Source organism: Gaoshiqia sediminis (assembly GCF_025907915.1).
Taxonomy (GTDB): Bacteria; Bacteroidota; Bacteroidia; order Bacteroidales; family Prolixibacteraceae; genus Gaoshiqia; species Gaoshiqia sediminis.
Genome location: NZ_JAPAAF010000018.1, coordinates 42,883 through 57,067, shown reverse-complemented (window position 1 = coordinate 57,067; position 14,185 = coordinate 42,883). Strand labels below are relative to the sequence as shown.

Genomic DNA, 14,185 nt, shown 5'->3' with positions numbered 1-14,185 from the left:
AATTAATAGATAACCCGCTTTTTCGGGATCGGTTCATTCATCTTTTTAATGATGCGATCCACCGAATATCGGACAAACGACAGCTCCTCATCGTCGGGCGAAACATTGACCGCGTTCGGAAATACTTTCCAGGCAGTCATAGCCGTGTTTTCGCCAATCGCCATAATCTGGGCCTTGGGCGGCGGAAAGTTGCCGGATGCCTTGTAGTTTTCAATCGCCGTGGGACTGAAGAACAAGTAAGCGTCAAACGCCTCGTTGATCCACTTTTCGATAGGCGTATTTTTATATACTTCCAACTCGTGTGCCTGTATGCCAAAGGTGAAAAGCCGTTCGTACAAATCGTTCAGCGCTTTATCGCCGCGCAGGTAAATCACCGGCTGCCCGTGGTTCTGTTCGGCAATCAGGCTGGCCAATGCCGGGATGGTTGGCTCAGCGGCCAGGTGGATCTTCATGCGCGATTTCAGCAAAATATCACGCTGCTTCTCCGAAAGGCAAAATATCTCGTGCTTCGTCCGCAGTCCAAAATGACGGCGGAAACGCACCAGCCAATAAGCCGCGTACGAACTGGTTACAACTAAACTGGCAGCCCTGTCTTTCACCGATTCCAGAAATTCCACGTTGGGCTTGCGGAATTGTATGCGGATAAACGGGTGCTCAATAAACCGGATCGGCTGTTTTTTTAACCACCTGCGGGTGGCTGCCGATAAACTTCTTCCTATAAATACTGAAGGTAATTCCATTTTCCTTAATGTTTAAAATCTTTTCCTTGCACTGTTTCCTTCACATATTCTTTCCGGATGACGAAATCGCCAAAGCCTTCGTTGTTTGCCCGGTTTTGCGCAAAATCGGCAATGATCGGGCGAAGTTCGGCCAGGATTTCTTCTTCGGAAAGCGTTTCTTTGTAGAGGGTATTCAAGCGGGTACCGTTCAAATTTCCTCCCAAATAGAGATTATAGCGTCCAGGTGATTTGCCAATGAAACCGATTTCGGCCAGGTAGGGCCTGCCGCAACCGTTAGGGCAGCCGGTCATTCGGATCACAATTTCTTCTTTCAGCAACTGATACTCGTCCAAAATGGTTTCCAGCCTGGAGATGAGCGTGGGCAAATACCGTTCGGCCTCGGCAAACGCCAGTCCGCAGGTGTTCAGCGCCACGCAGGCGATGGAGTTTTGCCGCAAACCCGACAATTGCACCGGCCAAACACCGTACTTGCCAAGGATCTGGTTCACCTTGTCTTTTTCTGTCGTGTTGGCCAAAATCAGGTTTTGGTTGGCCGTCAGAATGAATTGGGCATCCACCTGCTGAGCCACTTCGCGTAAGGCCGTCTTCAGTTTCAGGCTTTCGGTATCTTTTACCCGGCCACCTTCCACAAACAGGTTCATGTTCCACTTTCCGTTCGTACCTTTCACCCAGCCATACCGGTCGCCGTTACGCGTAAAATGAAAAGGTCGGGCAGGTTGCAGTTCGTAGCCCAGGTATTTGTTCACTTCGGCGTTGAACCAATCCAGCCCGTTGCGGTCGATGGTATATTTCAGCCGGGCCAGCTTGCGGTTTTGGCGGTTCCCGTTGTCTTTTTGCACCAGCAGGATTTTTTCGGCCACATCTACCGCCTGCTCCGGGGTGCAGAAACCGATCACGTCGCCCAGGCGCGGGTAAGTTTCGGGCATGCCGAAGGTAGAACCAAAGCCGCCACCAGCCACCACGTTGTAACCGACCAGCTTTCCGTTTTCCTGGATGGCGATGAAGCCCAAATCCTGCGAGAAAATATCCACATCGTTGGAAGGCGGAACAGCCACGCCAATCTTAAATTTCCGGGGAAGGTAGCGGTCGCCGTACAGCGGTTCGACATCCTTTTTGCCGTCCACCAGCAACTTCTTGTCGAGCCAGATTTCGTGATAAGCCGTTGTTTGCGGCAGCAAATGAGCCGAAATGTCGCCTGCCAGTTTGTATGCCTGCGCATGAATTTCGGACTCCTCCGGATTGGCATGTGACATTACATTCCGGTTCACATCGCCGCAAGCCGCTATGGTATCGAGCAACACCTCGTTGATACCCTGGATGGTCGGCTTCAATTTCTTTTTGATCACCCCATGCAGCTGAAAAGCCTGACGGGTGGTCAATTTAAGCGTTCCGTTGGCATGTTCGTCGGCCAGCCGGTCCATTTGCAGCCACTGGGCCGGCGTCACCGCGCCTCCGGGCAACCGCACCCGTATGAGAAACGAAAAGGCTGGCTCCAGCTTTTGCTGTTTCCGCTCCTTTTCCAGGTCGCGGTCGTGTTGCTGGTAAATGCCGTGAAACTTCGACAATTGGGTGTCGCCATCTGCAATGGCCCCGGTTACCGGGTCGGCCAGGCTTTGTTCCAGTGTCCCTCGTAAATAGTTACTCTCGTATTTTAGTTTTTCAACCTCGGAAAGGATGCTCCAATCAATTTTCGCACTCATGGTTTATGATTTTAAAACCGATTGATAAGTATTAGTACTATCAAAAATAAGTATTTATACTTATCGATTCGGTGTTTTGTTGAATTTTTAAGAAATAAATAATGCCACCATTAATACACGTCCGCCTGGAACCGTTTTTCCTTCTTCAGCTTTTTGAAGTAGTCCCGGGCTTGGTCTTCGGTCATTCCTCCCTGGTTTTGAATGATATCCAGCAAGGTTTTTTGCACATCTTTGGCCATGTATTTCATGTCGCCACACAAATAGAAGCTGGCGCCGTTTTCGAGCCACTCAAAAATTTCGGCTTGCCGCTCGGCCAGGCGGTGCTGGACATAGATTTTTTGGTCCTGATCGCGCGAAAAAGCCAGGTCGATCTTTTCGAGCAGGCCTTTTTTCAGGTATTTCTGCCACTCAAGCTGGTACAAAAAGTCGGACTGAAAATGGCGCTCACCAAAAAACAGCCAGCTTTTTCCTTTCAGGTTGTTGGCTTCGCGGTGTTGCAGAAAAGCGCGGTATGGCGCAATGCCAGTTCCGGCGCCCACCATGATGATCGGGGTTTCCTCGTTTTCGGGAAGCCGGAAGCCAGGGTTCCGCTCGATGTAAACCGGAATTTCCTGGTCCACTTCAATCCGGTCGGCCAGATAGGTCGAAGCCGCCCCGTGGCGCTCGCGCCCTTTGTTGCTGTACCTTACTGTTGAAACCGTGATGTGCACTTCGTCGCCCACCAGTTCCTGGCTGGAAGAAATGGAATACAGACGGGGAGGCAGCGGTCGCAACAGGTCGGCCAGCTCCTGTTCGCTTAGCTCATGCGGAAAATCCTGCAGCAAGTCCAGCACATCGTGGCCCCACAAGTATTCATCGAGCAGTTTTTCATCGTCGAGCAGTTGTTGTACGCCGGGCAATGCGGTTTTTTCGGCATAATGTTGAACCACGCCCCGATTCAGCACCGTAATTTCCAACTGGTGGCGCAAGGCGTTTTCCAGGGTGAATTCTTTCTTTTTCAAAACAACCGAAGCTTGGCCGTCGAGTTTCAATGTTTGAATGATTTGTGCTACCAGCACCGGCGGATTGTCGGCCAAAATACCCAACGAATCGCCCGGTTGATAAGAGATCCCGGAGCCATCCAGCGACAGCTCCACATGATTAACCTCCTTGTCCGAATCACGGCCGGTAATCTTCACTTTTTCCAGCACCGTTGCCCGGAACGGGTTCTTTTGATTATATACCACGGCCTCTTCAGCTTTTATTACTGCAGGCACAGGCTGCACTGCTGCAGGCAAATGTTCAGCCAGTTTCTCAAGGATGGCATCCATCCAGATGGTGGCATCCTCCTCATAATCCACATCGCAGGTAACAATAGGAAACAGCTCGTGTGCCCCGGCCTTTTTCAGTGCATGATCGATTTCGATGCCGGTTTGGCAAAACAACTTATAGCTTTTGTCGCCCAGGGCCAGTACCGAAAAGTTCAGGTTAGGCAACTTGGGCGCACGTTTTCCGGTAATGAAGCGGTGAAAATCTTCGGCCATTTGCGGCGGCTCACCTTCTCCGTGTGTGCTGACAATCACCAACAGGTTTTGCTCCTGCTCCAACTGCTTTGTATTATAGTCATCCATCGAAAAAACATCAGCTGCTATCGTTTTTTCAGCCAGCAAACTTCTCAGTTTTTTAGCCAGGCCTTCGCTGCGCCCGGTATGCGAGCCGTATAAAATAGTCAGCTTTAAGGCAGCTGCCTGAACCGCCTGCACTACAGACCGGGCGTGGGCAGTTGCCTCTGTTTCGGGCTGATATGCCCCGGCCGACAATCCCTGAAAATAGCCGCTCAGCCAAATCAATTGTTGCGGCCCTGCCCCGCTGATCAGCTGCTCCAGCGCTTTTGCCTGCTCTACATTTAAAGGATTCAATTTGATACTCATTGCTTTTTGTTTTTATTTTCCAGATAGTCTTTAATTTCATTTCGTAATCGGATGGATTCGAACACATCCTCGGCATTGGAGCTTACTGCCACCCGAATATTTCCCTGCTGATAAATGGCCGGCGAAACAAACTGGCAAAGCTCCGGCTGATCGTGGATGTTGACCAGAACACCCGCCTCGCGCCCATCCTGTGCAATCTGCCGGTCGAGGTCCGGATTATTGGTACAGGAGTAAAACATCAGGTAGCCTTTCAGGTCCTGCTTTTCGTAGGACTTCTGCCTGTACAGAATGCCACTGTTCCTGATCTCGTCGCACACCTCGAGCGCCACCACTTCGACATCAGCCCCAAATCGTTTCAGGATATGGATTTTCTTCCAGGCGCTTTGTCCGCCACCGATGATCAGTATTTTCTCACCGGCAATGTTGATAGCTATGGGCAAAAAGTTCTTCTTCATCACGTTCAAATTTGATATTCGATATCGGAACTGCTGACACGCCCGAATTTGATTTTATTCCAGGTACGCTCATGCAGGTAATAGAGGAGCATTTTGGTGAACAACTCCACGCCGCCAATTGTCACGGCAAATTCCAACTGCCCGGTCACCAACCAGGCAATCAACATCGTGTCCAGGGTTCCAACGGTTCGCCACGAAACCGATTTTACAACACTGCGGTAGGCTTTTTCCTTCATATTGATTTTATCTTTCAATTTTTTACGCTGGTACAGTTCATTCGGGATGGGCTAAAACAAAAAGGCCCTACTGCGTTTACAGAGGGCCTTTTGTTGTATCTCGATATATGCTATACCAATTCTAACTCCTTTCCTTCTGCAAAAAAGAACCACGACACATACACATCATCATGTTTGCGCTGATTATAAATTCGATTGCAGAAGTCATTTTTTTCATTTCAGATATTCAACTCTCTTATTCGTTGATTGCGCAAATGTAGCGGTTAATTCGACATTTCCAAATACTTCGATGTATTTTTTTTATTAATTCTAAATTAGAAAGACAATAAATACGCAGTTAATCGTCCAGATTTGTTTCATTTTATCATTAATATCTCCTACGTATTTTCATTTTATTATTTTTGTGACAAATATCACAAAATAATGAAAGACGCTAAATCCTGTACAAGTATTAGCGAATTGAGAGATGAAATTGACCGGATTGACCGGATGATTATGGAACTACTGGCCAGAAGGCAGGAATTTGTCTGCGAGATTGTTCGCTTTAAAACGGACGAAAAAAGTATCGTTGCCAAAAGCCGGCAGGAACAATTGTATAAGCAACGGCGTGCCTGGGCTGAAGAGTTGCACCTTTCTCCCGACATGATCGACGAGGTCTATAAAACGATCGTCCATCACAACATCAAAAAAGAACTGGAACTTCACAACAAATCAAAAAAACAATAAAACAGCCTACCATGTATAAAAAAGATATTAAAGTAGTGGATTGCACCGTGCGCGACGGTGGCCTGATGAACAAGTGGCAATTTGACGACAAATTTGTGAGAGGCGTGTATGATGCCTGTGTGGAAGCTGGCGTCGATTACATGGAAATTGGTTATATCAGCAGCGAAAAAGCCTTCAACCGGAATGAAGTTGGCCCCTGGAAATTTTCTGCCGATGCGGATTTACGCCGCATTGTTGGCGAAAACAACACCAAGTTGAAAATATCGGCCATGGCTGATATTGGCCGCATTGATTTGGACGACATTCCTCTGGCCACCGAAAGTGCCATCGACATGATGCGGGTAGCCTGTTATGCCCACCAAATGGACAAAGCCATTGAGCTGGCCCACCACTGCATGGACAAAGGCTACGAAACAACGATCAACCTGATGGCCGTTTCGAAAGTGAATGAACGCGACTTGGATGAAGCGCTGTCGGACGTGGGACAATCGAGGGTGCCGGTGTTTTATCTGGTTGACAGCTTTGGCAGCATGTATTGCGAAACGGTTGACCACCTGCTGAAAAAATACCGCTCGGCCCTGCCCGACAAGGAGATAGGCATTCACGCGCACAACAACATGCAACTGGCCATGTCGAATACTATCACGGCCCTGATGGGCGGCGCCACCTTTTTGGATGCGACACTCCTGGGCATGGGCCGCGGGGCCGGCAACTGTCCCATCGAAATCCTCATCGCCTTTCTGAAAAATCCGAAATACCGCTTGTTGCCTTTGCTGAAAGCCATTCAGGAAGAAATCCTGCCCTGGCAGCAGAAAATAGACTGGGGCTACCACATCCCGTATTTAATTACCGGCGCACTAAACGAACACCCGCGAAGTGCCATGGCTTGGATGGATTCCGAGCGCAAAACCGATTTTGTGTCGTTCATGAAAGAAATGCACGACTACGAATTACTGGAGTAGGACCTTTTCTCACAGCACATCCAATTGTGCTTCCCAATACCTGAATTCATGAGAGTCCCTTCGCTTTGCGAGGGGCTTTTTTGTTAAGCGTTACACGCCTTTTGGTTAATTATTCCTGTCCTGCACCTTCGTTATTAAACCTGAAACGCTATTTTTGCGAAGCTCGTTTTCCGGGAAACCGGAATTTGTACCCTTCAAAAAAAACATGTTCATGAAACGAAACACGAAAGAATACCTGTTAATTGCCCTCAAAGGAATAGGCATGGGCGCAGCCGATGTTGTCCCCGGCGTTTCGGGAGGCACCATCGCCTTCATCACCGGCATCTACCAGGAACTGATCGACTCGATCAAATCCATCAATTTTGCGAATCTGAAGCTGCTTTTCAGCGGGAAGTTCACCGCCTTTTGGAAAGCGGTAAACGCCAATTTCCTGCTCAGCCTGCTTATCGGGATCGGCATCAGCATCCTGTCGCTGGCCAAAGGGTTGAAATATCTGCTCGACCATCACCCGATCCTGGTTTGGTCGTTTTTCTTCGGATTGATTGTAGCCTCGGCCATCTATGTGGCCAAAGACATAAAACAATGGAAAGCAGGCACCTTCCTGTCGCTGCTGGCAGGTGTGGCCATTGCCTACGTCATTACGGTAATCACACCGGCCGAAGCCAATACCAGCTATGCCTTTATTTTCCTGTCGGGGTCCATCGCTATTTGCGCCATGATTTTGCCCGGCATCTCCGGCAGTTTCATCCTGGTGTTACTGGGCATGTACAAATTCATCCTGGGTGCGGTTTCCAATTTCAACCTGCCCGTCATCTTCGTTTTTCTGGCAGGGGCCGTCATCGGTATTATCCTCTTCTCAAATGTACTATCGTGGTTGCTGAAAAAATATTACACGCTTACCATTGCCCTTCTGTCCGGGTTCATGATCGGCTCGCTCAACAAAGTATGGCCCTGGAAACAGGTGGTTGAAACCTTTGTTGACCGTCACGGCGAGGTAAAACCGCTGATCGAACAAAACGTTTTACCTACTAGCTACGCCGAACTCACCGGACATGCCCCGCAAATGGCCTGGGCATTCGGACTGGCTGCTTTGGGATTTGTGCTGATTTTCGTGATTGAAGGAGTTAGTAAGAAATTGATAAAAACTAAGAAATGAAAACCTACGGATTAATCGGGCATCGCCTGGGCTATTCCTTCTCAAAAGGATTTTTTACCGAAAAATTTGAAAAAGAAGGGTTGAAGGAACATGAGTACGTGAACTTCGAACTGGATTCGATTGACGAGTTTCCAGAGATTTTTGAGAAGAACGACCACATTGCCGGGCTCAACTGCACTATTCCCTACAAGCAGCAAATCATGCCTTTTTTGGATGAAATTGACGACGAAGCAGCCAAAGTGGGCGCCATCAACACGATAAAGATCATCCGCCAGGCTGATGGCAAGCTGAAACTGAAAGGCTTCAACACCGACATTTACGGGTTCGAGAATTCGCTGAAACCCATGCTAGGCGACAAACAAAAAAAAGCACTGATCCTGGGGACCGGCGGCGCGTCGAAGGCCATCAAATACATCCTCGAAAAATTGGGCATCGCTTATGTGTCAGCCTCCATCGAAGCCGAACTTTTCGACAACGAAATACGCTATGAACAAATTGACAGCGAGTTGTTGAAAGACCACCTGGTCATCATCAATGCCACGCCATTGGGCACCTTCCCAAAGGTAGATACCTGCGCCAACATACCATACGAACACCTCACTGCCGACCATGTACTGTTCGACCTGGTGTACAATCCGGAAGAAACCCTTTTCATGAAAAAAGGGAAAGAGCAAGGCGCTGCCGTGAAAAACGGACTGGAAATGCTGCACCTGCAAGCGCTCAAGGCCTGGGAAATCTGGAACAGCTGATCCCTGGTTTCAAGTTAAAAATGACAAGGCAAAAGGCAAAATAAAGTATCCCTCAGACGAGATTACATGGGAGCGACACTAATTAGCCAACGGGAAAAACGAGATGTCGATTTCTTCCGAGCCATCTTTTTGTTTCAACGAAAATTTACCGGCTGGTGTGAGGGTCTTGTGATGCTTCTCCACCAGCATTTTTAGTTTTTTGCCCAAACTCCGGGCATCCAACTCGTTCAAATCGATGTTGAAATACAAATTAAGGTTCTCCTTGTTCAGATCGTCAAATTGAATGAGGTAGGCCGTATGGTCAACAAAAACCAAATCATCGTAAGTATACGAAATATCGGTCCCGGCTTCTTCCAGGATCATTTTAACTTCGGAAAGTGGTCTGAATGCAATGGTCATGATCGATCAATTTAAGGTGAGACATATTTTTATTTGCAGCCAGCCGACGAACAGCCGCTACAGGAAGAAGCCCCGCAGCCGGCCGTTTCTTCCACACTGGACAGGTCATACTCATCGAGCTGGTTTTCCTTGAAAAGACGAATATTCTCATCCACCAGCTTCCCTTGCGGCTTAAAAACTTTGATCGCGTTATCAACCAGGATTTTATACGCCATCGGCCTGACATTCGGGCTGATGATGGCCTTCACCACATCCGCACCGCCTCCTTGTCGCAAATCAAGGCCAAAGCGGTCCATTAACTCCGTCTTCGAGAACACTTCATGCTGATTGGCATGGACATCGTGCACACAATAAAAATTTGCCTTGTAAAAGTCATCGGCCAGCAAATTCACCAAGGCTACATTTTTTCCAATCACGGGAATGCAAATTTTCATAGTCATTCATTTTTGGGTTCAACACAACCGCCTGCCAATGTTCGACATGTGCGGCGCACGACTCCCGACAATTGCCGTACCCAAAAACAAAAGCCACTGAACGACAACTTGGTAACAAAAAAAGTCCTCCGGAATCTTACATTTTTGTAGGACGATTTTGCACGGATGTAGGATTTTACGGAACAACTTCCTGGTGCCTGTCACACGGCCTTCGGCACAACCGGGCCTTTCGGTTTAAACTTATAATGGTTGCGGATATAAAAAATTCCCTGCATGAGTAAGGTGAGCCCAACCATAATCATCGGACCGCGGTTAAAGATTTCGGTATAGCCGATGGAAACAGCCAGGGCAATCAGATACCAGAGGATGAAAAAGATACCGGCCGGCACTTCCCATTTCCATGACAATGCAAAGCCCGCCACGAAAATGGCCAGCAGGAGCGGAAAGACAAGTCCGGGGAATGCCCAAATATTTAACGGGGCACTGAAAACCAGATCTTGGTACATGTAAATGAGATAATTAACGGCATAATTGATCAGCAAAACACGAAGGATGATATGCCACTCCTGTTGCTCGGTCATTTTCGTCCGCCGCTTTTCTTTACATCCTTCGAGATATAAAAATGCCCCGATAACCACCAAAGGAAAACCCAAAACAATGGGCATCCCGTCACTCTTGTCCAGTATAGTGGAAAGGATAAAGACCCCTGCATACCAAATCATATATACCATTCCGGCAATTTTTTTATACCAAAAAGAGCTTAGATAGCCGGCCCCGAAAAGCACAAACAGCAGAAAAACAATCCTGTCGTTCGGAATGGAGAAGGAGAGTTCGCCGGTAAAAAACGGAACAATAAATCCCCAAAAGTACAATGCCCCGTAAATACCGGTCAGCAAGGTGATGATTTTGAATGATTTTGAAAGGGATTTCATATCGTACTAGTTAAAATGTCCTATTCGCCCAGTCCTGAAATGACCTTACATACAAGACCAGGACAACCAGCTTCCGCTAACATATACCCGGATACTTCGGTTCTAACAACCGCAGATCATTCCGGGAAAACAGAGACCCCGGGAAAAATCGGACAGGCCTTTCATTCGGTCCTTCTACCCCGCTCTTCCCTTTTATTCGGTCCGGCACAGGTGAAACACCCACGTCTGGTTATACTGGTTGTTCCGATTTTTGTTTGTCGCCGGCCAATTAATTGAGAGGTGAAAGTATCCGGAATACTGCACTGGAAAAAATAGAAACGAAAAGACCAGAAGACTTGCAATAACAATTAAAAGCGGATCAGTTCTTTTCCCCCTCCAACTCAATGCGAACTCTTTTGTTCGTTCGGGTGTACCAGATATATCCACTGACATTCGGGTAGTCGCAGGCCTGCAATTCGCGCATGTATTGCCGTACCTGATGCTCGTATTTATCCAGTTCCTGTTCGCCCGATTTATAGTCAACCACGACAACCTGGCCTTCGGCCAGCATGATGCGGTCCGGGCGTTTCAGCCCGCGTTTTCCGGTCAGGATATTGCGTTCGTTCATCACCCGGTACGAACCGTCGAACCAACTTTTTACAGCAGGATCGGTTAATAGCCTGGCCAATTGCTGTTTTATCTGTTCTGCCCCGTTGTTGTTAAGCATACCTTTAAAAACCAAGTCGTTTACCGCTTTCTCCAATTCATTCGCTGTCGTAATCTTAGCCAGGATTTCGTGAATCAAACGGCCCTGGTTGATGTTTTTTTCAGCAACTCCGTCCGGTTCAAAAAAGTGTTCGTGGTTTTTGCGCAGTTGCAGGTAGTTGCTAAAGTCGGCAAAACGAAAATCCTGCAAACGGATGGCACGGTCAGTATCCTTTTTCTTCGACGGTACGATTGTCAGTTCACCAATTTCGAGCAGCTGATCTTCTTCATCAAAATTGGCCGACAAATTCAATAGCAGATGCTGCTGGCCTCCTGCCGGAAGATGTTCATCCAGGCTGACAGCCGCTTTCAATAAATCGCCAACCGAGCCCAGTTTTTTGCCGTAGCCCGACCAGGTAAACAGCGCTTGTCGGGCGCGGGTAAAAGCTACATACAACAAGTTCAGGTTGTCGATATAGTTGCTCATCTTCTCAACAAAATATTCCTGGTAAAACAACGATTCCCCCATATTTTTGGCGTATTTCACCGGCACCAGTTCCAACTGGTCAAAAGGCGCGGTATCCGGTCGGCACCACAAAATGGGAGCATGTTGGGCCGATATTTCGAGCGACCAGTCACAGAACGGAACAAACACATAATTGTACTCCAACCCCTTTGCCTTATGGATTGTTTGAATGCGGATGGCATCCAGGTCTTCCGATACGGCAATGGTCTTCTTCTGCCCCTGATCATCCCACCACTTCAGAAAAGTAGAAATATCGGCTGTTCGGTTTTTCAGGAACACCGAAACCTGATCGATGAATGCCTGCATATATGCCAATTCTTCTTTCAAATCGAACAAGTAGAAGATCTCACAAAGTTTAAAGATGACTTCCTGCAGATTGCGCGATCCCAAAGTATCATTGAAATAATCACTTTTCAGAAACAGGAACAATTCATTTTGATCATCTTCAATGGCCTCAAATTGGCGCGAAATATCGGGTGAATAGGGAGACCGGAAATCCATGCGCAGTTGCTCCATGTCCGCTGCCGGTTTCAGTTGCGGATGTTTGCCCATTGCCTTCAGCTGAGGCTCAATTTCCCGGTGGTACTGGTAGTTGGCAAAAGCAAGCGCCAGTTCATCATCCGGGTCGATCAGCAAAGCCAGCAACGATAAAACAAATGCCACCGATGCGGCATTTTTTACATACAGCGATTCGCTCGACAACACATTGAAATTATATGGCTCTTCCATTTTTGCCTTTTCGGCAAGCAGGCAATCAGCAATTAACTTGGCTTCGTCCTTTTTCCGGACCAGGATAGCGATTTCGTTGGCCGAAGCGCCTAAATCCTGTACCCGCTTGATTTGGGTAACCAGGTCGTCCAGCAGCGATTGCTTGACTTCATCAACTTCGTCGCCACCTTTTTCATAAAAATTCATGCGAATATACCCGTCCTTATCGCCTGACGCTTGACCAACTTCCTGCAAACTCTCGCGGTAAATCTGCACAATCCGGTCCTCCATCGGCAACTCGGCGCGGCCCGCATCTTCGAGCTCCCCATTGAAATGCTTTTGCAAAACATCAGGCACCAACTGAAAAATTCGGTTGTTAAAACGAATGACGTTCCCCGAACTGCGCCAGTTTTTATTCAGGGTTTCCTCGGTGGCCCCATTGGCCGGAAAAGCTTTCGACACCTTTGAGGCCAGCAGGTTCCAGTCGCCGCTGCGCCATCGGTAAATGGCTTGCTTTACGTCGCCCACCAACATGCCGAGGTTGTTTTCGGCAAGCGAATTCCCGATCAGCGGACGAAAGTTGTTCCATTGCAATCCCGACGTATCCTGAAACTCGTCAATCATAAAATGCTGGTAGTACACGCCTGTTTTTTCATACACAAAAGGGGTTTCGGAGTCAGCAATAATTTGCTTCAGCAGGTTTCCCGATTCGGATAGTTGAATAACGCCTTTTTCTCGGGTAACCTTGCGGACCATGGCCTGCAAATCGACCAAAATACCCAGCGTATAAAGCTGATTAACGATCAGCCTGGCCGTGTTGTAGGGTTGTATTTCCTGCTGATAAAACGTGACCACCTCGGCCAGCAGCAAGTGCAATTGACGAGCAACGTCCTGCACCGGGGCCGGATCGTTCTTCTTGAACAGGTTTGCTGCCTCTTCGGCGGCCTGCAACACACGAACACCCGGTGAGAAATCGGCCTTCAGCATTTTCTGAAAACTGGCAGCCGCACCACTGTTCCCGTATTTAAAATCGGCAGCCGTCAACCCGGCGGTTTCCATCAGGCGAACCCCTTCTTTCCCGATTTGTTTCAGCTTGTTTTCATATTGAACAATGATTTGCTGCAAATCGCGCCGGTAATTTCGGATGAAAGCCCGGTCGTTTAGCTTTTCGTGCAAGGCCTGGTTCAGCTCCTTAAATGTTTCGTTGTAAATCTGCTTTCCCAACTTCAGGATATCGCCCTTGAGGTTCCACCCGCCCCCTTCCTGAATTTTGTCGCGCGCAAATTGTTTGAGCCACTCCAGCAAATCGCGGTCATCATCAATCGAAAGCAACAGTTCGTCCACAGCTTCATCCAAAATCTGGTCCTCATCCAAATCAACCTGATAGGCTGTGTTGATGCCCAATTCGCGGTTAAAAGCCTTGATTACCCGCTGAAAAAAACTGTCGATCGTACTGATGGAAAAACGCGAATAATCGTGTAATATTCGTTTCAGGCATTTTTGTGCGCGGTGGGTAAGCTCTGTTTCGTTCAGCCCGGTTTCGTCCTTCAGCACCTGCAAATAGGCCGTTTGATTTCCCTGGGCTAATTGAAACAGCTCCTGAACTACCCGGTATTTCATCTCGGTGGTTGCCTTGTTGGTAAAAGTAACCGCCAAAATGTGCTTGTAATTCCACTCGCCGGCCAAGGCAATTTTCAGATATTCAACGGCCAGCCGAAAGGTTTTCCCCGAACCGGCCGATGCTTTATAAATACGTAGTTGAGACATGCAACAGATTTTTGTTAAAAATACGAATTTGCTCCTTGCTGACAAGTCTATGAAATGCCCGATTACCTTTGTACATTTGCATCAAGCTAAAACTCAACTGA

13 protein-coding genes are annotated in these 14,185 nt (G+C 48.1%); 4 read left to right on the top strand and 9 right to left on the bottom strand.

Annotation, left to right across the window (positions count from 1 at the left end):
* Positions 1-2 precede the first annotated feature (2 nt).
* From N2K84_RS12620 to N2K84_RS12600, 5 genes are all read right to left on the bottom strand, one after another.
* Complete coding sequence (locus N2K84_RS12620; RefSeq protein WP_282592182.1) at positions 3-740, bottom strand: uroporphyrinogen-III synthase; 738 nt, start codon at positions 738-740, stop codon at positions 3-5.
* A gap of 5 nt (positions 741-745) precedes the next feature.
* Positions 746-2,440 carry an NADPH-dependent assimilatory sulfite reductase hemoprotein subunit gene (locus tag N2K84_RS12615; RefSeq protein WP_282592181.1) on the bottom strand — a complete coding sequence of 565 codons (1,695 nt, stop codon included), beginning with the start codon at positions 2,438-2,440 and terminating at the stop codon, positions 746-748.
* 110 nt (positions 2,441-2,550) lie between these two features.
* Positions 2,551-4,350, bottom strand: coding sequence for an assimilatory sulfite reductase (NADPH) flavoprotein subunit (locus N2K84_RS12610; protein WP_282592180.1), 1,800 nt, complete (start codon positions 4,348-4,350; stop codon positions 2,551-2,553).
* The gene (locus N2K84_RS12605; RefSeq protein WP_282592179.1) at positions 4,347-4,805 is read right to left on the bottom strand and encodes a precorrin-2 dehydrogenase/sirohydrochlorin ferrochelatase family protein; all 459 of its coding nucleotides are present in this window, start codon (positions 4,803-4,805) and stop codon (positions 4,347-4,349) included. The genes N2K84_RS12610 and N2K84_RS12605 overlap by 4 nt, the downstream gene beginning before the upstream one ends.
* A 5-nt stretch (positions 4,806-4,810) precedes the next feature.
* On the bottom strand, positions 4,811-5,041 hold the full coding sequence (locus tag N2K84_RS12600) for a DUF2061 domain-containing protein (RefSeq protein WP_282592178.1): 231 nt from the start codon (positions 5,039-5,041) through the stop codon (positions 4,811-4,813).
* A 423-nt stretch (positions 5,042-5,464) separates the two neighbouring features.
* Between N2K84_RS12600 and N2K84_RS12595 the strand changes: the two genes are divergently transcribed.
* From N2K84_RS12595 to N2K84_RS12580, 4 genes are all read left to right on the top strand, one after another.
* A complete protein-coding gene (locus tag N2K84_RS12595) occupies positions 5,465-5,767 on the top strand; it encodes a chorismate mutase (RefSeq protein ID WP_282592177.1) in 303 nt (100 codons plus the stop codon).
* Between the two features lie 11 nt (positions 5,768-5,778).
* Complete coding sequence (locus tag N2K84_RS12590; RefSeq protein WP_282592176.1) at positions 5,779-6,729, top strand: aldolase catalytic domain-containing protein; 951 nt, start codon at positions 5,779-5,781, stop codon at positions 6,727-6,729.
* Positions 6,730-6,940: 211 nt separating this feature from the next.
* A complete protein-coding gene (locus N2K84_RS12585) occupies positions 6,941-7,885 on the top strand; it encodes a polyprenyl-phosphate transporter (protein ID WP_282592175.1) in 945 nt (314 codons plus the stop codon).
* Positions 7,882-8,634, top strand: a complete 753-nt coding sequence (locus N2K84_RS12580) for a shikimate dehydrogenase family protein (protein WP_282592174.1) — start codon at positions 7,882-7,884, stop codon at positions 8,632-8,634. Before N2K84_RS12585 ends, N2K84_RS12580 begins: the two co-directional genes overlap by 4 nt.
* A 78-nt stretch (positions 8,635-8,712) precedes the next feature.
* Here the strand turns inward: N2K84_RS12580 and N2K84_RS12575 are convergent, their stop codons facing one another.
* The 4 genes from N2K84_RS12575 to N2K84_RS12560 all read right to left on the bottom strand — a co-directional run bounded on the left by N2K84_RS12575 (position 8,713) and on the right by N2K84_RS12560 (position 14,084).
* Positions 8,713-9,033: a hypothetical protein gene (locus tag N2K84_RS12575; RefSeq protein ID WP_282592173.1), complete on the bottom strand. Its 321-nt coding sequence runs from the start codon at positions 9,031-9,033 to the stop codon at positions 8,713-8,715.
* A gap of 29 nt (positions 9,034-9,062) precedes the next feature.
* Positions 9,063-9,467 (bottom strand): NifB/NifX family molybdenum-iron cluster-binding protein, encoded by a 405-nt coding sequence (locus N2K84_RS12570; protein ID WP_282592172.1) that lies wholly within the window; start codon positions 9,465-9,467, stop codon positions 9,063-9,065.
* Between the two features lie 200 nt (positions 9,468-9,667).
* Positions 9,668-10,399, bottom strand: coding sequence for a hypothetical protein (locus tag N2K84_RS12565; protein WP_282592171.1), 732 nt, complete (start codon positions 10,397-10,399; stop codon positions 9,668-9,670).
* A gap of 358 nt (positions 10,400-10,757) precedes the next feature.
* Positions 10,758-14,084: a UvrD-helicase domain-containing protein gene (locus tag N2K84_RS12560; RefSeq protein ID WP_282592170.1), complete on the bottom strand. Its 3,327-nt coding sequence runs from the start codon at positions 14,082-14,084 to the stop codon at positions 10,758-10,760.
* Between the last annotated feature and the right edge of the window lie 101 nt (positions 14,085-14,185).

Coding starts and splice junctions, on each gene's coding strand:
- N2K84_RS12565 (WP_282592171.1), bottom strand. CDS start 10,399: ATGAAATCCCTTTCAAAATCATTCAAAATCATCACCTTGCTGACCGGT.
- N2K84_RS12570 (WP_282592172.1), bottom strand. CDS start 9,467: ATGAAAATTTGCATTCCCGTGATTGGAAAAAATGTAGCCTTGGTGAAT.
- N2K84_RS12575 (WP_282592173.1), bottom strand. CDS start 9,033: ATGACCATTGCATTCAGACCACTTTCCGAAGTTAAAATGATCCTGGAA.
- N2K84_RS12560 (WP_282592170.1), bottom strand. CDS start 14,084: ATGTCTCAACTACGTATTTATAAAGCATCGGCCGGTTCGGGGAAAACC.
- N2K84_RS12605 (WP_282592179.1), bottom strand. CDS start 4,805: ATGAAGAAGAACTTTTTGCCCATAGCTATCAACATTGCCGGTGAGAAA.
- N2K84_RS12620 (WP_282592182.1), bottom strand. CDS start 740: ATGGAATTACCTTCAGTATTTATAGGAAGAAGTTTATCGGCAGCCACC.
- N2K84_RS12585 (WP_282592175.1), top strand. CDS start 6,941: ATGAAACGAAACACGAAAGAATACCTGTTAATTGCCCTCAAAGGAATA.
- N2K84_RS12595 (WP_282592177.1), top strand. CDS start 5,465: ATGAAAGACGCTAAATCCTGTACAAGTATTAGCGAATTGAGAGATGAA.
- N2K84_RS12600 (WP_282592178.1), bottom strand. CDS start 5,041: ATGAAGGAAAAAGCCTACCGCAGTGTTGTAAAATCGGTTTCGTGGCGA.
- N2K84_RS12610 (WP_282592180.1), bottom strand. CDS start 4,350: ATGAGTATCAAATTGAATCCTTTAAATGTAGAGCAGGCAAAAGCGCTG.
- N2K84_RS12590 (WP_282592176.1), top strand. CDS start 5,779: ATGTATAAAAAAGATATTAAAGTAGTGGATTGCACCGTGCGCGACGGT.
- N2K84_RS12615 (WP_282592181.1), bottom strand. CDS start 2,440: ATGAGTGCGAAAATTGATTGGAGCATCCTTTCCGAGGTTGAAAAACTA.
- N2K84_RS12580 (WP_282592174.1), top strand. CDS start 7,882: ATGAAAACCTACGGATTAATCGGGCATCGCCTGGGCTATTCCTTCTCA.